The sequence below is a fragment of the Pseudomonas sp. RP-B7 genome (genome assembly GCF_059803535.1).
Map to the genome: position 1 here is coordinate 55999 of NZ_JAPFHC010000021.1, position 18958 is coordinate 74956.

Here is an 18958-nt window from a genome sequence, read left to right on the forward strand (position 1 = left end):
AGAGCGACAAGTTCGAAGCGACAAGCTACAAGTAAAGAACTTAGATGGCCTTTCGCTGACTAACGTCCGGCTTTTCTCTGTCTGCTATACGCTCAGGGAAAGGCCGGTGTAGGATGCGCGCCGTTCGGCGCAGGCCGACACCTCTTTTCGTTCCACACCCTTTGGAACCCGACATAACCATGGCATCGCGTAAATTTGGACTCAATCTGGTGATCGTGCTGGCAATTGCCGCGCTGTTCACCGGCTTCTGGGCGCTGATCAACCGCCCGGTCACCGCTCCCAACTGGCCTGAACAGATCTCCGGTTTTTCCTACTCGCCGTTCCAGCAAGGCCAGTACCCACAGAAAAACCAGTTCCCAAGCGACGACGAGATGCGTCGTGACCTTGAGATCATGAGCAAGCTGACGGACAACATCCGTACCTACTCGGTGGACGGCACCCTGGGTGACATCCCCAAACTGGCCGAAGAGTTCGGCCTGCGGGTGACCCTGGGGATCTGGATCAGCCCCGACCTTGAACGCAACGAACGGGAAATCCAGCGCGCCATCGAAATCGCCAACAGCTCGCGCAGCGTGGTGCGGGTCGTGGTGGGTAACGAAGCCGTGTTCCGCAAGGACATCACTCCAGAAGCGCTGATCGTGCTGCTGGATCGGGTGCGCGCCGCCGTCAAAGTGCCGGTCACCACATCCGAGCAATGGGACATCTGGGAAAAGAACCCGCAACTGGCCAAGCACGTCGACCTGATCGCCGCGCACATCCTGCCGTTCTGGGAATACATTCCGATGGACAAGGCCGGCCAGTACGTACTCGACCGTGCCAAGGATCTGAAGAAGCTGTTCCCGAAAAAGCCGCTGCTGCTGTCGGAAGTTGGCTGGCCGAGTAACGGGCGCATGCGCGGTGGCAACGAAACGTCGCCGGCCGACCAGGCGATTTACCTGCGTACGCTGGTGAATAAGCTGAACCGCCAGGGCTATAACTACTTCGTGATCGAGGCCTTCGATCAGCCGTGGAAAGTCAGCGACGAAGGCTCGGCCGGTGCTTACTGGGGCGTATTCAACGGCGCGCGCCAGCAGAAATTCAACTTTGAAGGCCCGGTCGTCGCGATCCCGCAGTGGCGCGTACTCGCCATCGGTTCGGTGGTGCTCGCGCTGCTGTCCCTGACCCTGCTGATGATCGACGGCTCGGCGCTGCGCCAGCGGGGTCGGACCTTCCTGACCTTTATCGCGTTCCTGTGCGGTTCGGTGCTGGTGTGGATCGGTTACGACTACAGCCAGCAATACAGCACCTGGTTCAGTGTCACCGTTGGCATTCTCCTGGCCCTTGGCGCGCTGGGCGTGTTTATCGTGTTGCTGACCGAGGCCCACGAACTGGCGGAAGCGGTGTGGACCCACAAGCGCCGGCGTGAATTCCTGCCGGTTGAAGGGGATTCGGACTACCGCCCGAAAGTGTCGATCCACGTGCCCTGCTACAACGAGCCGCCGGAGATGGTCAAACAGACCCTCGACGCCCTGGCCGCCCTCGATTACCCGGACTACGAAGTCCTGATCATCGACAACAACACCAAGGACCCGGCCGTCTGGGAGCCGGTGCGCGACTACTGCGAAACCCTCGGCCCGCGCTTCAAGTTCTTCCACGTCGCGCCCCTGGCCGGTTTCAAGGGTGGCGCCTTGAACTACTTGATCCCGCACACCGCCAAGGATGCCGAAGTGATCGCGGTGATCGACTCCGATTACTGCGTATCGCCGAACTGGCTCAAGCACATGGTGCCGCACTTCGCCGACCCGAAAATCGCGGTGGTGCAGTCGCCGCAGGATTACCGCGACCAGAACGAAAGCACCTTCAAGAAGCTCTGCTACGCGGAATACAAGGGCTTCTTCCATATCGGCATGGTCACCCGCAACGACCGTGACGCGATCATCCAGCACGGCACCATGACCATGACCCGTCGCTCGGTGCTCGAAGAACTCGGCTGGGCCGACTGGTGCATTTGTGAAGATGCCGAACTCGGCCTACGGGTGTTCGAGAAAGGCCTGTCGGCAGCGTATTACCACGACAGCTACGGCAAGGGCTTGATGCCGGATACCTTTATCGACTTCAAGAAACAGCGTTTCCGCTGGGCCTATGGTGCAATCCAGATCATCAAGCGCCACACCGCAAGCCTCTTGCGTGGCAAGGGCACCGAGCTGACCCGTGGCCAGCGTTACCACTTCCTCGCGGGCTGGTTGCCGTGGGTGGCGGACGGCATGAACATCTTCTTCACCGTCGGCGCGCTGTTGTGGTCGGCGGCGATGATCATCGTGCCGACGCGGGTCGACCCGCCGCTGCTGATTTTCGCGATTCCGCCGTTGGCGCTGTTCGTGTTCAAGGTGGGCAAGATCATCTTCCTGTACCGCCGTGCCGTAGGCGTGAACCTCAAGGACGCGTTCTGCGCAGCATTGGCCGGCCTGGCGTTGTCCCACACCATCGCCAAGGCGGTGCTGTATGGCTTCTTCACCAGCAGTATTCCGTTCTTTCGTACACCGAAAAACGCGGATAACCACGGCTTCTGGGTAGCGATTTCCGAAGCCCGCGAAGAAATGTTCATCATGCTGCTGTTGTGGGGTGCCGCACTGGGGATCTATCTGGTGCAAGGCCTGCCGAGCAATGACATGCGCTTCTGGGTGGTGATGCTGCTGGTACAGTCGCTGCCGTACGTGGCGGCGCTGATCATGGCGTTCCTGTCGTCGTTGCCGAAACCTTCGGCAGCCGTGGAGCCCGCGCCAGCTGCGTAAAAACTTGCGCAATGCACTAAACGGCGGCCTCTGGTCGCCGTTTTGCTATAAGATAACGGCCGTTTTGCAAGACTTGGCCTGCACCAGTGCTTCATGTGAAAGCAGGTCTATGTGGGAGCGGGCTTGCTCGCGAATGCGGTGTGTCAGCCACACATGAATTGACTGACCCACCGCATTCGCGAGCAAGCCCGCTCCCACATTGGATCTGCGCCAGTTTAAGGTCCTCATACGTCCTGCGCCCATTACACGCTTCCCGGAGTTTTCCCATGACGGCCCATGCCGACCTTTCGCCGACCCTTCAACTTGCCATCGACCTGATCCGTCGCCCCTCTGTGACGCCGATCGACGCCGATTGCCAGAAGCTGATGATGCAGCGCCTGGGCGACGCCGGTTTTGCGCTTGAGCCGATGCGTATTGAAGACGTGGACAACTTCTGGGCCACCCATGGCAAGCACGATGGCCCGGTGCTGTGCTTTGCCGGTCACACCGACGTGGTGCCGACCGGCCCGGTGCAGGCCTGGCAGAACGACCCGTTCGACGCGCTGATCGATGACAACGGCATGCTCTGCGGCCGTGGCGCAGCGGACATGAAAGGCAGCCTGGCCGCGATGCTCGTCGCGTCCGAGCGTTTTGTCGCCGACTACCCGGACCACAAGGGCTCGGTCGCCTTCCTGATCACCAGCGATGAAGAAGGCCCGGCGCACCACGGCACCAAGGCCGTGATCGAACGCCTGGCCGCACGCAAGGAACGCCTGGACTGGTGCATCGTCGGCGAACCGTCGAGCACAACGCTGGTGGGTGACGTGGTCAAGAACGGCCGTCGCGGCTCCCTCGGCGCCACCCTGACCGTGCGCGGCGTACAAGGCCACGTGGCCTACCCACACCTGGCGAAGAACCCGATCCACCTGGCCGCTCCGGCCCTGGCTGAACTGGCCGCCGAGCATTGGGACGACGGCAACACCTTCTTCCCGCCGACCAGCTTCCAGATTTCCAACCTGAATTCCGGCACCGGCGCGACCAACGTGATCCCGGGCGACCTGACGGCGGTGTTCAACTTCCGCTTCTCCACCGAATCCACCGTCGAAGGTCTGCAGCAGCGGGTCGCCCAGATTCTCGACAAGCATGGCCTGGACTGGCACGTGGAGTGGGCGCTGTCGGGCCTGCCGTTCCTCACCGAGCCGGGCGCGCTGCTGGATGCGGTATCCGCGAGCATCAAGGCGATCACCGGGCGTGAGACCCAGGCGTCCACCAGCGGTGGCACCTCCGATGGGCGTTTCATCGCCACCCTCGGTACCCAGGTGGTCGAACTGGGCCCGGTCAACGCGACGATCCACCAGGTCAACGAGCGCATTCTGGCCAGCGACCTCGACGTGCTGACCGAAATCTACTACCAGACCCTGATCAAGTTGCTCGCCTGATGCTGGCCTGCCCCATTTGCAGTGCGCCGCTCAACGCGGTCGACAATGGCGTCGCATGCCCCGCCGGGCACCGTTTCGACCGCGCACGCCAGGGTTACCTGAACCTGTTGCCGGTGCAGCACAAAAACAGCCGCGACCCGGGCGATAACCTCGCCATGGTCGAGGCGCGCCGCGACTTCCTCAACGCCGGCCATTACGCGCCGGTCGCCAGGCGCCTGGCCGAACTGGCCGCTGAGCGCGCCCCGGCGCGCTGGGTGGACATCGGCTGCGGCGAGGGTTACTACACCGCGCAAATCGCCGACGCCCTGCCCCGCGCCGACGGCTATGCGCTGGACATCTCCAAGGAAGCGGTCAAGCGTGCGTGCAAACGCAACCCGGCGCTGACCTGGTTGATCGCCAGCATGGCCCGCGTGCCCTTGGCGTCAGGCAGTTGCCAATTCCTCGCCAGCGTATTCAGCCCGCTGGACTGGGAAGAGGCCAAGCGCCTGCTGAGCCCCGGCGGCGGTTTGATGAAAGTCGGCCCGACCAGCGGTCACCTGATGGAACTGCGCGAGCGCCTTTACGACGAGGTGCGTGAGTACACCGACGACAAACACCTGGCCCTGGTGCCGGAAGGCATGAGCCTGGCGCACAGCGAAACCCTAGAGTTCACGCTAAGCCTGGCGCAACCCCAGGACCGCGCCAACCTGCTGGCCATGACACCCCATGGCTGGCGCGCCAGTGCCGAACGCCGCAGCGACGTGATCGAGGCCGCCGAGCCGCTGATCGTCACCGTGTCGATGCGCTACGACTATTTCGTGCTTCAATAACCGACTTTTCCGCGAATGGATTTTTTAAATCCCGCAACGAGGAACATCCATGCGCCAACCCGATATCGAGATTTACCTGAAGGACGCCGACGTCGACTACAAGGCTATCGCCGCCTGGCTGGGCGCCGCCCTGGGCCCGTGCACCGACTGGGTCCAGAAAGGCCAGACCTACAAGTGCAAGGCCGGTAACGTGCCTGTCACCTGGCTGCCGAAGGCTGTAGGCAAATGGAACAGCCTGTACCTGGAAAGCGACCAGACCCCGTGGGACGACGACATCGCCTGCGCCCGCGCTGCATTTGCTGCGCTGAACGTCGAAGTGCGTTGCGCACCGGGTACGTGGGTTGAGGAAGAAGGCGAAGAAAGCGCCGATCGCTGGATGCGCATCAGCACAGATGGCGAAGAAGAAATCACCTGGAAAACCGCATAAAACCTGAGTTGTGAACCCAATCAACTGTGGGAGCTGGCTTGTGTGGGAGCTGGCTTGCCTGCGATGCAAGCACCTCGGTCTGTCAGGCAGACCAGGGTGATGCTATCGCAGGCAAGCCAGCTCCCACATGGGTTCAGCGGCGTTGCATGAATCTAGGTCAAAGACCCACCACATCCTCCGCCTGCAAGCCCTTCTCGCCGGTCACCACGGCGTATTCCACCTGCTGGCCCTCGGCCAACGAACGATGGCCTTCACCGCGAATGGCGCGGTAGTGCACAAACACATCCTTGCCATCATCCCGCTGAATAAACCCGTAACCCTTTGCATCGTTGAACCACTTCACATTGCCGGTTTCGCGCGTTGTCATCTGTCTTCCTCCCATATGCTTTTTATTGTTGAGTCGGTCGCATTGAACTGCCGAGTATAAGACAGGTTCAAAAACCATCAACTCAAGTTTACTTCGCGGCTTTTTTGCCGATTTTCGGCGAATACGGCACACTACCCGCCCGAGCACCTGCTCGGTTTTTCCCACTTGAAGCAGCACGCCTATGACCCGCTCCCCGTTCCGCCGTCTGGTGTTTGGCACCTTGCGCCGACTGTTGTACCTCTGGGTTCGCTCGGAGACGATCAACCAGTCGTCCCTTACCCTTAACCTCGACCGCAGTCGGCCGGTGTTCTACGTCCTGCAATCGCCCTCCCTCACCGAATTGGCCGTGGTCGATGCCGAGTGCACCAAGGCCGGCCTGCCGCGCCCGGTGCTGCCGGTATCGGTGGGCCCGTTGATGGAGCCGGCGGCGTTCTTCTACCTCACGCCCGAGCCGGACTGGCTCGGCCGCCAGGACAAGCGCGGCGCGCCGCCGACCCTGACCCGACTGGTCAACACCCTCAGCGAGCACGCCGAAGAGAATGCACAAATCATTCCGGTCAGCGTGTTCTGGGGCCAGTCGCCGGAAAGCGAGTCCAGCCCGTGGAAACTGCTGTTCGCCGACAGCTGGGCGGTCACCGGCCGCCTGCGCCGGTTGCTGAGCATCCTGATCCTCGGTCGCAAGACCCGTGTGCAATTCTCCGCGCCTATCAACCTGCGTGAGTTGATCGAGCACAATAAAGGCCACGAACGCACCGTCCGCATGGCCCAACGGATCCTGCGGGTGCACTTTCGCAACCTGAAGACCGCCGTGATCGGCCCCGACCTGTCCCACCGACGCAACCTGGTCAAAGGCCTGGTCAACATGCCGCTGGTGCGCCAAGCCATTGCGGACGAGGCCGAACGCGAAAAAATCGCCCCGGACAAAGCCAAGGCCCTGGCCCTGCGCTACGGCAACGAGATCGCGTCGGACTACACCTACACCGCGATCCGCTTCCTCGAAGTGGTGCTGAGCTGGTTCTGGAACAAGATCTACGACGGCATCAAGGTCAACAACATCGAAGGCGTGCAAAAGGTTGCCCAGGGCTACGAGGTGATCTACGTACCGTGCCACCGCAGCCACATCGACTACCTGCTGCTCTCCTACCTGCTGTTCAAGAATGGCCTGACCCCGCCGCACATCGCCGCCGGGATCAACCTGAACATGCCGGTGATCGGCAGCCTGCTGCGCCGTGGCGGTGCGTTTTTCATGCGCCGCACCTTCAAGGGCAACCCGCTGTACACCTCGGTGTTCAACGAATACCTGCATACCCTGTTCACCAAAGGCTTCCCGGTGGAGTACTTCGTCGAAGGCGGCCGCTCGCGTACCGGGCGCATGCTGCAGCCAAAGACCGGCATGCTGGCAATCACCCTGCGCAGCTTCCTGCGCTCTTCGCGCATGCCCATCGTCTTCGTGCCGGTGTACATCGGCTATGAGCGCGTGCTCGAAGGCCGGACCTATCTCGGTGAGTTGCGCGGCGCGAGCAAGAAGAAAGAGTCGATCTTCGATATTTTCAAAGTGGTCGGCGCGCTCAAGCAGCGCTTTGGCCAAGTCGCGGTCAACTTCGGCGAGCCGATCAAACTGGCGGAGTTCCTCGACGCCGAGCAACCGGACTGGCGCGCCCAGGAGCTGGGCCCGAACTACAAACCGGCATGGCTCAACGAAACCACCAACCGCCTCGGCGAGCGGGTGGCCCGCCACCTCAACGAAGCCGCTGCGGTCAACCCGGTCAACCTGGTGGCCCTGGCGTTGCTCTCAACCACACGCCTGGCCCTGGATGAACAGGCCATGGCACGCCAGTTGGACCTGTACCTGGCGCTGCTGCGCCGCGTGCCCTACTCGCCCCACACCACGTTGCCCGAAGGCGATGGCCTGGCGCTGATCAAGCACGTCAAGGACATGGATCTGCTGTCGGAACAGAGCGACGCCCTCGGTAAGATTGTGTACCTGGGCGAGCAAAACGCTGTCCTGATGACCTACTACCGCAACAACGTGCTGCACATCTTTGCCCTCCCGGCATTGCTCGCCAGTTTTTTCCAGAGCAGCTCGCGGATGAGCCGCGAACAGATCCTGCGCTACACCCACGCGCTGTACCCGTACCTGCAATCGGAGCTGTTTATCCGCTGGTCGCTGGATGAGCTGGACAGCGTGGTCGACCAGTGGCTGGAAGCCTTCGTCGAGCAAGGCCTGCTGCGCTTCGAGAACAACGTGTACCTGCGCCCGGCCCCGAGTTCAACGCACTTCGTGCTGCTGACGCTATTGTCCAAGAGCATCGCCCAGACCCTGCAACGCTTCTACATGGCGATCTCGCTGCTGCTCAACAGCGGCCAGAACAGCATCAGCGCCGAGGAGTTGGAGGACCTGTGCACGGTGATGGCCCAGCGCCTGTCGATCCTGCATGGTCTCAACGCACCGGAGTTCTTCGACAAGAGCCTTTTCCGACATTTTATTCAGACGTTGCTGGAGCAAGATGTGCTGCGCCGCGATGAAGCCGGCAAGCTGAGCTACCACGACCTGCTCGGCGAACTGGCCGAAGGCGCGGCCAAGCGCGTGTTGCCGGCGGAAATTCGCCTGTCGATCCGCCAGGTCGCACTGCATCGCGTCGATGGCGCGGCGCAAACGCCGCTCGAACCTGACGCCCCCACGCCTGAAGAAAGCCGCTAGATTGAATAAGGCGCCGGGCGGTTTCCGGCGCCGTTGACAAGGAGCAACACCATGAAAAAGATCATCCTCCTCGGCCTCACCGCCCTGCTCGGAGCCTGCCAATCCATGACGCCCGCCCCCAAGGCCAGCCTCGATGGCGAAGTATTCTACCTGCAACGCATCGCCCTGCCGCCCACCGCCATCTTGAGTGTCAGCCTGCAAGACGTGTCCCTGGCCGACGCGCCAGCCGTGACGCTGGCGGAGCAGAAAGGCCCGGTCAAAGGCCAGGTGCCCCTGGCGTTTCACCTGAGCTACGACCCAGCACAGGTCAAGCCTGGCCACAGTTATTCGGTCAGCGCTCGCATCGAAGTGGATGGCAAGCTAATGTTTATCACCACCGAACGGCACTCTGTGCAGCTCAACGGCCAGGACCCGCAACCCCTGCGCTTGCGCGTTGACGCCGCGGCCCACTGATAGCCTCCAGAATACACGCCCCATCAAAAGGAAGCGCCCATGCTCCGCAACTCCCTTCGCTTTACTGCCCTGTGTGCCGGCCTGCTGCTCGGCGCCAACGCCATGGCCCTGGACCTCAGCAGCCTGTCCCAGGGCGACGCCAGCGGCGGCCTGAAGGACGCCCTGACCCAAGGCGCACAGATCGCCGTGAAACAACTGGGTGTACCGGGAGGTTTCAGTAACAATCCGCAAGTGAAGATCGGTTTGCCGGGCAAGTTGGGCAAAGTGGCCGACAAGCTGAAGATGTTCGGCATGGGTGACCAGGTCACGCAGTTGGAAACCAGCATGAACAAAGCTGCGGAGTCCGCCGTGACCCAGGCCCAGCCGATCCTGGTAAATGCCGTGAAAAACATGAGCGTGACCGACGCCAAGGGCATCCTCAGCGGCGGCCAGGACTCGGCCACCCAATACCTGAACAAAAGCAGCCGCGAGCAGATCCGCGCCAAGTTCCTGCCCATCGTGAAAGCGGCGACCGACAAGGTCGGCGTGGCCCAGCAGTACAACGCCCTGGCCGGCAAGGCTGCGGCGTTTGGCGCAGTGGACGCAAAAAGCGCCAACGTCGAAAACTACGTGACCGAGCAGGCGCTGGATGGCTTGTTCAAGATGATCGCGCAACAGGAAGAAACCATTCGCAAGAACCCGGCGGCCGCGGCCACCAGCCTGGCGAAGAAGGTGTTCGGCGCGCTGTAAACGTTGGAAGGATCGCTCCCTGCAACGGGGAGCGATCTAATGCAGGACCGATTCCGCCAACCGCCCCACCATCAACGTGGCAAAGCAGCCAATCGCGATCGAGGTGGCGCGGTTGATCTTCAACGGCGTCAGCCAGGCCTTTTGAATCCCTTCGAAGCGACTGCCCAGCACAATCCACGCCGACCCTACCGGGATCACCACCAACACCAGGGTGAGCATGAACCCGGCATAGCCTGGCAACGTGGCAAAGGCGCCGACCGGCGCGATGAACGACACGATCAACAGGCCTTTGGGATTCATCACCGTCAGCCAGAAGAAATACAGCCCGGAGAAACGGTCGCGGCTCGGGTCGGCCGCGCTGTTCTTGCGTTGCCAGAGTTTGTACGAGACATACAGCAGGTAACACGCCGCCGCCAGTTGCGTGGCCTTCAACGCCCATGGCGAATACGCCGCCAGATACAGCAAGGCCACACCCCACAGCGAAACCTGCAGCAGGTAGGCCAGGCACTCGACAAATGCCAGTTGCCACGAGGCCCGCCAGCCGAACAACAGCCCTGCGCGAAACAGCAGGGTGTTGGTCGGGCCAGGGGCAAGCAATAACAACATCAGGGCTGAAACAGTGGCCAACATGATTACGCGACGTCCTTCCTCACTCGGAACCACGCAGCATACAGGGCCGGCAGGAACAATAGGGTCAACGCCGTCGCCACAATCAACCCACCCATGATCGCCACTGCCATCGGCCCGAAGAACACGCTGCGCGACAGCGGGATCATCGCCAGCACCGCCGCGAGGGCGGTGAGAACAATCGGACGGAAGCGTCGGACGGTAGCTTCGATAATGGCCTGCCATGGCGCCAACCCGGCCTTGATGTCCTGCTCGATCTGGTCCACCAGGATCACCGAGTTGCGCATGATCATGCCCGACAGCGCGATGGTGCCAAGCATGGCCACAAAGCCGAAGGGCTGGCGGAACACCAACAGGAACAGTGTCACGCCGATCAGGCCCAGCGGCGCCGTCAGAAACACCATCGCCGTACGTGAGAAGCTGCGCAGTTGCAGCATCAGCAAGGTCAGCACCACCACGATAAACAGCGGTACGCCGGCTTTGACCGAGTTTTGCCCACGGGCAGAATCCTCGACGGTACCGCCGACTTCCAGCAAGTAGCCATCCGGCAGTTCGGCGCGCACGCCTTCAAGGGTCGGCTGGATCTGCTGGACCAGGGTCGCCGGTTGCTCCTTGCCATAGATGTCGGCGCGGATCGTCACCGTCGGCAGACGATTGCGGTGCCAGATGATGCCCTCTTCGAAGCCGTATTCGAGGGTGGCGATTTGCGACAGCGCCACACTTTTACCGTTGTCGGTCGGCACGGCGAGGCTTGGCAGCAGCGACAACTCGGTGCGCTCGTGGACGGTGCCGCGCAGGAGGATTTCGATCAACTCGTTGTCCTCCCGGTATTGGCTGACGCTGGAACCTGTCAGCGAACTCTGTAGGAATTTCGACAGATTGGCGGTGCTCACACCGAGGGCGCGGGCGCGATCCTGGTCGATATTGAGGTAGACGATCTTGCTCGGCTCTTCCCAATCCAGGTGCACGTTGGCCACGTGGGTATTTTCGCGAACCTTGGCCGCCACTTTCCGCGCCAGGGCGCGGACTTCTTCGATGTGTTCGCCAGTCACGCGGAACTGCACCGGGTAGCCTACAGGCGGGCCGTTTTCCAGGCGCGTGACCCGCGAGCGTAGCTCGGGGAATTGTTCGTTGAGGGTTTCGATCAGCCAGGTGCGCAGGCTTTCACGTTCCTCGATGGTTTTGGCCAACACCACAAACTGGGCGAAACTGGCGGCCGGCAACTGCTGGTCCAGGGGCAGGTAGAAACGCGGCGAACCGGTGCCTATGTAAGCCACGTAGTTGTCGATACCGGCGTGATCCTTGAGCAGCGCTTCCAGACGTTTGACCTGCTCGGCGGTGTTGCTCAGGGAGGTGCCTTCGGCCAGCTTCAGGTCGACCATCAGCTCCAGGCGACCGGAGGCCGGGAAGAACTGTTGCGGCACAAAACGGAACAGCGCCACCGAGCCGATAAACAGCAGCAGGGTCAGTACGATCACGGTTTTACGCCGGCGCACGCACCACTCCACCAAACGTCTTACACGCTGGTAGAAGGGGGTTCCGTAGGGATCAGGACCGTCGGCACCATGTTTGGCCGCATGAATCTTCGCCAGGTCCGGCAGGAGTTTTTCCCCTAGGTACGGCACAAACACCACGGCCGCGACCCAAGAGGCCAGCAAGGCGATGGTCACCACCTGGAAAATCGAGCGGGTGTATTCACCAGTGCTCGACTGCGCTGTGGCAATCGGCAGAAAACCCGCGGCGGTGATCAAGGTGCCGGTGAGCATCGGGAACGCAGTGCTGGTCCAGGCGAAACTCGCGGCCTTGAGCCGGTCATAGCCCTGCTCCATTTTGATCGCCATCATTTCCACGGCGATGATCGCATCATCCACCAGCAGGCCCAGGGCCAATACCAATGCGCCGAGGGAGATCTTGTGCAGGCCGATCCCGAGGTAATACATACTGGCAAAGGTCATCGCCAGCACCAGCGGAATTGCCAGGGCGACCACCATGCCGGTGCGTACACCGAGGGAGAAGAAGCTGACCAGCAACACAATGGCCAGTGCCTCGGCCAGGACCTGGACGAATTCGCCGACACTGGTTTTCACCGCAGCCGGTTGATCCGACACCTTGCGCAGCTCCATGCCTGCCGGAAGGTTCTTCTGCAAGCGTGCGAATTCGCCTTCAAGCGCCTTGCCCAGCACCAGGATGTCGCCGCCGTCGCGCATGGCCACGGCCAGGCCGATGGCGTCCGCGCCCATATAGCGCATGCGCGGTGCCGGAGGATCGTTGAAGCCCCGGTGGATGTCGGCGACATCGCCGATACGGAAGGTGCGGTCACCCACACGAATCGGGAAGTTGCGGATCTCTTCCACCGTCTTGAAATTACCCGACACCCGCAGTTGCACGCGTTCGGTCGGGGTTTCGAAGAAGCCGGCGGTAGAGACCGCGTTCTGTTCTTGCAACGCCTGCTGTACCGCCGCCAACGGCAGGCCGAGGGTCGCCAGCTTGAGGTTGGACAACTCGATCCAGATCTTCTCGTCCTGTAGGCCAAGCAACTCAACCTTGCCCACATCCGGCACGCGTTGCAGTTGAATCTGGATACGGTCGGCGTAGTCCTTGAGCACGGCGTAGTCAAAACCATCGCCGGTCAGGGCGTAGATGTTGCCGAAGGTGGTGCCGAACTCATCGTTGAAAAACGGCCCCTGGATGTCCGGCGGCAAGGTCTGGCGGATGTCGCTGATCTTTTTGCGCACCTGATACCACAGCTCGGGGATCTGCGCCGAGTGCATGGAGTCGCGGGCCATAAAGGTGACTTGGGATTCGCCGGGACGCGAGAAGGAGACAATGCGCTCGTAGTCGCCGGTCTCCATCAGTTTTTTCTCGATGCGCTCGGTGACCTGGCGCGAAACTTCCTGAGCCGTAGCGCCGGGCCAGTTGGTCTTGATCACCATGGCCTTGAAGGTGAACGGCGGGTCTTCGCTTTGCCCCAGCTTGGTGTAGGACAAGGTGCCGACCACTGCCAGCAGGATCATCAGGAACAGTACGATCTGGCGATTACGCAACGCCCATTCGGAAAGATTGAAACCCATCGGGGACTACTCCTTGGCCGCCAGATTCACTATCCGGTTGGAGCGATCCACCGGGCGCACTTGCTGGCCCTCATGGAGCACATGCACGCCGGCGGCGATCACCCAATCAGTGGGACTCAAGCCTTCCAGCACCGGCACGGATTTTTCGCCGAACGCACCGATGCGCACCGGGGTGCGTTTAAGCGTGTTGTCTGCCTGTACACGCCACACGTAGGACGCACCGTTCTCCGCACTGAGGGCAGACAACGGCACCGACAGCGGAATCACACCGTCAGCCTGTATGAAAACCCGCGCACTCTGGCCCAGTTCGGCAGGGACCTTGCCGCCGGTAAATGCCACACGCGCGGCAAAGGTGCGCGATTTCGGGTCGGCTGCTGGCGACAGTTCACGGATACGCCCGGCGAAACGCTGATCCGGCTGGCTCCACAATTCGACGGACACCGGCTGGCCGATCTTGAACCGGGCGAAGCCTTGCTCGGGCAGGCTGATCAACACTTCACGCTCGCCATCGGTGGCCAGGGTGAATACGGTCTGGCCGGCGGATACCACCTGGCCCACTTCCACTGCGCGCTTGGCGACCACACCGTCCTGGGGCGCGCGCAACGTGGCGTAACCGGCCTGGTTGCTCGACACGTCGAACTCGGCCTTGATCTGTTTGAGACGTGCTTCGCCGGATCGGTAGAGGTTTTCAGAATTGTCGTACTGGGAACGGCTGACCATCTGACGGTCCATCAGGGTCTTGTAGCGATCACGCTCGGCGCGCACCAGGCTCAGGTTGGCCTCGGCGGCGGCGACCTGGGCGCGGGTGGCTTCCAGTTGCAGGCGCACATCCTGAGGGTCCAGCTCGGCCAGCGGCTGATTGGCCTTGACCCGCTCGCCCTCCTCGACCAGGCGCTTGCTGACTTTGCCGCCGATGCGAAAGGCCAGGTCCGGCTCATAGCGCGCACGGACTTCACCGGGATAGCTGTCACTCGCCTGCGCAGAAGGCTGCGGCTGCACCACCATGGCCGGGCGGATAACGGTCTGGGCCGCTTCTTCATGGCCGCAAGCGGCCAAGAGGAACGCCAAGCTGGCAGGCAACGCAAGGGGCAGGAAAGTGCTGCGCATGCTGAAGGACCTTTCGCAAATGGAGCTAGGAATAATTATACTGGCCAGTATGTTATTAATACCAAACTCACCAGTCCAGTATTAAAGGTGAAAATGTCCGACAATCCTGCCAACACCAATAGCCCCGGGCGTCCCAAGGACATGGCAAAACGCCAGGCTATCCTCGAAGCAGCGAAAATCCTGTTTTTGAGCAATGGTTACGCCAGTACCAGCATGGATGCTGTCGCCCTTGAGGCCGGCGTGTCGAAACTGACCGTCTACAGCCACTTCACCGACAAAGAGACCTTATTCACCGCCGCCGTGGTCGCCACGTGCGAGGAACAATTGCCGGTGATGTACTTCGAGTTGCCCGCCGACATGCCTGTGGAAACGGTGCTGTTGAACATTGCGCGGGGCTTCCATCGGCTGATCAACAGCAAGGAATCGGTGAACCTGCATCGCCTGATGATGACCACGGGCAACCAGGACGTAAAACTCTCACAGATCTTCTTCGAAGCGGGGCCGATGCGCATGCTGCAAGGCATGGAGCGCTTGTTGGGCAAGATCGACCAGAGTGGCGCGCTGAGCATCGACAAACCGTTTACGGCGGCCGAGCACTTTTTTTGCCTGCTCAAGGGCACGGCGAATTTTTGCTTGTTGTATGGCTGTGGCGGGCCGTTGAGTGAGGAGGCGGCCGAGGAGCATGTGCGGGAGGTGGTGGGGTTGTTTATGCGGGCTTATCGGGCTTGAAGTTTTGTGGTGGCTGGGCGGTCGCTTTCGCGAGCAAGCCCGCTCCCACATTTGGCCGCATTCCAAAGTTGGAACTCGGTCAAATGTGGGAGCTGGCTTGCCTGCGATGAGGCCCTAAGGGCCAATGAACATTCAGCCCTTGAGCGCCTTCTTCGGGTAGATGTCATACCGGCTGGACTTGCCATCCAACGCATGGCTCGGCTTGGGCCCCTCGATACACGGCGCCTTGCGCGGCCGTTTCACCACCACCCGGTGGCTGGCCAATGCCAGCGCCGCTGCGAGCAATGCCGGGGCATCCGGATCATCCCCCACCAACGGCCGGAACAGGCGCATTTCCTTCTTCACCAGGGCAGTTTTCTCACGATGCGGGAACATCGGGTCGAGATAGATCACCTGGGGCGGCTCGCCCTCCCAATTACGCATCACCTCGATGGAGTTGCCCTTGAGCAGCTGCATGCGCGCCACAATCGGTGCCACCTCAAAATCATCCGCGCCGCGCGCCAGGCCGTCTTCAAGCAAGGCGCCGATCAACGGCTGGCGCTCGATCAGGCTCATTTCGCAGCCCAGGCTCGCGAGTACAAACGCGTCCTTGCCCAGGCCCGCGGTAGCGTCCAGCACCCGTGGGCGCACGCCTTGGGCGATGCCCACGGCCTTGGCAATCATCTGCCCGCTGCCACCGCCATACAAACGCCGGTGCGCCGCGCCACCTTCGACAAAATCCACGCGCACCGGCCCCGGTGCATCCGGCCCGAGCTGTTGCAGCTGTAGGCCCTGTTCACCGACTTGCAGGGAAAAATCCGCATCCGCCTGCTGCAAAGGCAGGCCAAGCCGCGTCGCCCATTGCTCGGCAAGGGCCTGGAAACCTTCGGCCAAGGCCTCGACCCTGATGCGGCTGGCCGCTGGTTGTTCGCTCATCAATCGCTACGCTCAAAAATATTAAGGATCGGCAAATACCGGCCGATAAAAACAACAGTCAGGTATTTTGCCAGAGCTGAGCGTCGACCGAGAAAAATGTCAGACATTCTTCCCCTAACCATCGGTGTACTGCCGACCCACAACCACTACGGCCTGCGCAATACCCAAGCGCTGGCCGGGGTGAGTCATGTGTGGCAGGACTTCTTTGCCCGGGCGTTGGCCGAGCAGCTCGGCGACACGCCGGGCGCGCTCGCCGCCCAGGCGCCTGCACCGCTGGACCCGGAAGTTGAACCCAGTGCCGGCGCCGACCTGCTGTCGCAGATCCTCACCCAGCGTGAATGCGACGTGAAAGACACCGAAATCGCCCCGCCTGAGCCGTTGTTCCTGCCGATTGCCGAGTTCGAGACCGAACTGCTGCCACCGGCTGCGACACCATTGCCCGAAGAAGAAATCGTCGCCCAACAGCGCCAGCAAAACTTCGAAAGCGGCTGGGTTCGCCCAATCGTGCTGAGCGCCGGCCAACCGCTGCCGGAACCCGGCCCGGCGCCCGAGCCCCGCCCGCTGCACCTGCCGATTGCCGAGTTCGAACTGGACCTGCTGCCACCGGCCGCCACGCCGTACCCGACCGAAGAACTGCTGGCGCAACAAAAGGCCCTGGACTTCGATTACCACTGGGCTCGCCCGCTGATCACTCAGAACCTGCGCCTGGCCGCCTGATTCAGCGCTTGAAAAACTCGTTGGCCTGGTTGAACGGCATCTTGCGTTCAGTGAAGGTAAACGTCCCCAACTCATACACTTCCTGCGCTGCGCGATAAAACTCGCCATAGGCTGCCAGCGCCATGGCTGAGCCGACGCTGATCCGTCGCACGCCCATCGCACCCAACTGCGCCACGCTGAGGTTCAAGCCGCCGGACATCAACACGTTGACCGGCTTGGGCGCCACCGCCTTGACCACCGCCAATACTTCCTCGGCACTGCGCAGGGATGGCGCGTAGAGCACGTCGGCACCGGCTTCGGCGTAGGCTTGCAGCCGGCGGATGGTGTCAGGCAAATCCAGACGACCATGCAGGAGGTTTTCCGCACGGGCGGTCAGGGTGAAGGCGAATGGCAGGCTGCGCGCGGCAGCAACGGCGGCTTCTACACGCGCCACAGACAGGTCAAAGGCATAGATCGGCTCAGCGGCGATGCCGGTGGCGTCTTCGATGGAGCCGCCGACAATGCCCGTAGCCGCCGCACGCAGGATGGTCTGGGCGCAGCCTTCAGGGGTGTCGCTGAAGCCGTTTTCGAGGTCGGCGGCCACTGGCAATGGGGTGGCTTGGGCAATCAGCGTGGCATTGACCAATGTGTCGTCCAGGGACAACGCCCCTTCCGCATCCGGCCGTCCGAGGCTGAACGCATAGCCTGCGCTGGTGGTGGCCAGGGCTTCAAAGCCCAGGCTGGCGAGCATCACGGCGGAGCCCGCATCCCATGGGTTGGGCATCACGAAGGCACGATCACGCGCGTGCAAGGCCTTGAAGGTTTCGGCGCGAAGGGCTTGGGCATCCATGTCTGACTCCTGGCGATAAAAGGAGCCCTAGAGTAACCCCAGTTGCTCCACTTCAGGCGCTCGATTCAGGGTCGGCAGGGGTGGCAGGCCGGGCAGGCGCGCCATCAATTGTTCGTGAAAGCGCAGGGCCAGTTGTGCGGCCAGGCGGTTGTCCGAGGTGTGCAGGAAGATGTACGGCGTGCGGCCCTCTTCGATCCAGAAGGCGATTTTTTCCACCCACGGGACCAGGAACGGGTCGTTGGCTTGCAGTTCGGGATGACCGATGAAACGTACTTGGGGAAACAGGGTCAACGCCGCCGGACGTGGTGGCACCTTGGGTTTCTTCGACTGGGCATGCAACACCGCCGCCGAAGTCGACGTGCAGCTGAACAGCGCACGCGGGTCCAGGCAGATGCGCTCCACGCCTCGATCACGCAACAAACGGTTGAGCGTGCGCTCGGCGTCGCCCTTGGCGAAGAACTCCGGGTGGCGCACTTCAACGGCCATCGGGCGTTCAAGGCCGTCGATAAACCCGACCAATTCGGCAAGGCGCTGCGGCGCAAAGCCTGCCGACAACTGCAGCCACAGCGGCGAAACACGCTCCCCCAGCGGGCTCATCAGGCCGACAAAACTTTCCGCCGCCGGCAGTTGCTCACGCAAGTCGCCAGCATGGCTGATGTCACCGGGGAACTTCGCCGTGAAGCGAAAATCGGCAGGCATGATCTCGGCCCAGCGCTGCACCGTGGCGGCCGAGGGGCGGGCATAAAACGTGGTGTTGCCTTCAACGGCGTTGAAGACTTGGGAATACAGCGCGAGGTAATCGTTGGAACGTGCGTCGGCCGGGTACAGGTATTCGCGCCAGGCGTTTTCACTCCAGGATGGGCAACCGATGAAGTAAGGCAGGCGCATCAGATGTGGATGTCGAGGCCCAGCACTTCCATATCCCATTCGACAAAACCGGCGGTGGTCAGGTAGCTGGCCAGGGCGGTCGCGACGCTTTTGCTCATGGAGCGCGGGAAGACCATGTCTTGCTGACGGGCGGGAAGGCCGCTGATACGGGCTTGGGAGCTGGCTTGCGCATCGGATTGGACTTCGATGAAGTCCGGCGAATCCTCGACGGAGTCGTCCACCGTAGCGTTTGCCTTGCGCGGCTTGCGCTTGATTGGATAGGACGGTGAGGAAAAGCCATCAATACGCATAGGCGCGAACTCGCTATCAGTAATGGCATTTTAGTGGCGCAATCCGTAGCGCGCAAATGCTCTGGTGATAACTAGAACACATAATTTGAAAAAGGTTTAAAACCTCGGGC

17 protein-coding genes are annotated in these 18958 nt (G+C 61.7%); 9 read left to right on the top strand and 8 right to left on the bottom strand.

All coding sequences use genetic code 11. The features are described from left to right. Positions 1 to 179 precede the first annotated feature (179 nt). The 4 genes from OPU96_RS19060 (at position 180) to OPU96_RS19075 (ending at position 5425) form a co-directional block, all read left to right on the top strand. Positions 180 to 2771 (top strand): glycosyltransferase, encoded by a 2592-nt coding sequence (locus OPU96_RS19060; protein ID WP_192299361.1) that lies wholly within the window; start codon positions 180 to 182, stop codon positions 2769 to 2771. A 266-nt stretch (positions 2772 to 3037) separates the two neighbouring features. Next, positions 3038 to 4189, top strand: coding sequence for a succinyl-diaminopimelate desuccinylase (gene dapE, locus OPU96_RS19065; protein ID WP_058425298.1), 1152 nt, complete (start codon positions 3038 to 3040; stop codon positions 4187 to 4189). Then, a complete protein-coding gene (locus OPU96_RS19070; RefSeq protein ID WP_226455883.1) occupies positions 4189 to 4998 on the top strand; it encodes a putative RNA methyltransferase in 810 nt (269 codons plus the stop codon). Before dapE ends, OPU96_RS19070 begins: the two co-directional genes overlap by 1 nt. 49 nt (positions 4999 to 5047) lie before the next feature. Beyond that, positions 5048 to 5425, top strand: a complete 378-nt coding sequence (locus OPU96_RS19075; RefSeq protein WP_498559513.1) for a hypothetical protein — start codon at positions 5048 to 5050, stop codon at positions 5423 to 5425. 157 nt (positions 5426 to 5582) lie between these two features. On the opposite strand, the gene OPU96_RS19080 is transcribed toward OPU96_RS19075, so the two are convergent. Beyond that, positions 5583 to 5792, bottom strand: coding sequence for a cold-shock protein (locus tag OPU96_RS19080; protein WP_226455884.1), 210 nt, complete (start codon positions 5790 to 5792; stop codon positions 5583 to 5585). 181 nt (positions 5793 to 5973) lie between these two features. On the opposite strand from OPU96_RS19080, the gene plsB reads away from it, so the two are divergent. From plsB to OPU96_RS19095, 3 genes are read left to right on the top strand one after another with little or no spacing between them, the layout of a single operon-like run. Next, complete coding sequence (gene plsB / locus OPU96_RS19085; RefSeq protein WP_226455885.1) at positions 5974 to 8493, top strand: glycerol-3-phosphate 1-O-acyltransferase PlsB; 2520 nt, start codon at positions 5974 to 5976, stop codon at positions 8491 to 8493. Between the two features lie 51 nt (positions 8494 to 8544). Further along, positions 8545 to 8946 (top strand): YbaY family lipoprotein, encoded by a 402-nt coding sequence (locus OPU96_RS19090; RefSeq protein ID WP_192299365.1) that lies wholly within the window; start codon positions 8545 to 8547, stop codon positions 8944 to 8946. 39 nt (positions 8947 to 8985) lie between these two features. Beyond that, positions 8986 to 9675 carry a DUF4197 domain-containing protein gene (locus OPU96_RS19095; protein ID WP_226455886.1) on the top strand — a complete coding sequence of 230 codons (690 nt, stop codon included), beginning with the start codon at positions 8986 to 8988 and terminating at the stop codon, positions 9673 to 9675. Between the two features lie 36 nt (positions 9676 to 9711). Here the strand turns inward: OPU96_RS19095 and OPU96_RS19100 are convergent, their stop codons facing one another. From OPU96_RS19100 to OPU96_RS19110, 3 genes are read right to left on the bottom strand one after another with little or no spacing between them, the layout of a single operon-like run. Then, positions 9712 to 10305 (bottom strand): LysE family translocator, encoded by a 594-nt coding sequence (locus tag OPU96_RS19100; RefSeq protein ID WP_192299367.1) that lies wholly within the window; start codon positions 10303 to 10305, stop codon positions 9712 to 9714. A 2-nt stretch (positions 10306 to 10307) separates the two neighbouring features. Continuing rightward, positions 10308 to 13373: an efflux RND transporter permease subunit gene (locus OPU96_RS19105; protein WP_226455887.1), complete on the bottom strand. Its 3066-nt coding sequence runs from the start codon at positions 13371 to 13373 to the stop codon at positions 10308 to 10310. A gap of 6 nt (positions 13374 to 13379) precedes the next feature. Further along, positions 13380 to 14480: an efflux RND transporter periplasmic adaptor subunit gene (locus OPU96_RS19110; RefSeq protein ID WP_192299369.1), complete on the bottom strand. Its 1101-nt coding sequence runs from the start codon at positions 14478 to 14480 to the stop codon at positions 13380 to 13382. Between the two features lie 93 nt (positions 14481 to 14573). Between OPU96_RS19110 and OPU96_RS19115 the strand changes: the two genes are divergently transcribed. Beyond that, complete coding sequence (locus tag OPU96_RS19115; protein ID WP_305392179.1) at positions 14574 to 15209, top strand: TetR/AcrR family transcriptional regulator; 636 nt, start codon at positions 14574 to 14576, stop codon at positions 15207 to 15209. A gap of 132 nt (positions 15210 to 15341) precedes the next feature. Here OPU96_RS19115 and OPU96_RS19120 read toward each other — a convergent pair whose 3' ends face one another. Next, the gene (locus OPU96_RS19120) at positions 15342 to 16124 is read right to left on the bottom strand and encodes a class I SAM-dependent methyltransferase (protein WP_192299371.1); all 783 of its coding nucleotides are present in this window, start codon (positions 16122 to 16124) and stop codon (positions 15342 to 15344) included. Positions 16125 to 16220: 96 nt separating this feature from the next. Here OPU96_RS19120 and OPU96_RS19125 point away from each other — a divergent pair, with 96 nt between their 5' ends. Then, complete coding sequence (locus OPU96_RS19125; RefSeq protein ID WP_226455888.1) at positions 16221 to 16841, top strand: energy transducer TonB; 621 nt, start codon at positions 16221 to 16223, stop codon at positions 16839 to 16841. A 1-nt stretch (position 16842) separates the two neighbouring features. Here OPU96_RS19125 and OPU96_RS19130 read toward each other — a convergent pair whose 3' ends face one another. From OPU96_RS19130 to OPU96_RS19140, 3 genes are read right to left on the bottom strand one after another with little or no spacing between them, the layout of a single operon-like run. Further along, a complete protein-coding gene (locus OPU96_RS19130; RefSeq protein ID WP_498559514.1) occupies positions 16843 to 17670 on the bottom strand; it encodes an isocitrate lyase/PEP mutase family protein in 828 nt (275 codons plus the stop codon). Between the two features lie 27 nt (positions 17671 to 17697). Continuing rightward, positions 17698 to 18558 carry a DUF72 domain-containing protein gene (locus OPU96_RS19135; protein WP_226455890.1) on the bottom strand — a complete coding sequence of 287 codons (861 nt, stop codon included), beginning with the start codon at positions 18556 to 18558 and terminating at the stop codon, positions 17698 to 17700. Continuing rightward, complete coding sequence (locus OPU96_RS19140; RefSeq protein WP_192299375.1) at positions 18558 to 18848, bottom strand: hypothetical protein; 291 nt, start codon at positions 18846 to 18848, stop codon at positions 18558 to 18560. Before OPU96_RS19140 ends, OPU96_RS19135 begins: the two co-directional genes overlap by 1 nt. Positions 18849 to 18958 lie beyond the last annotated feature (110 nt).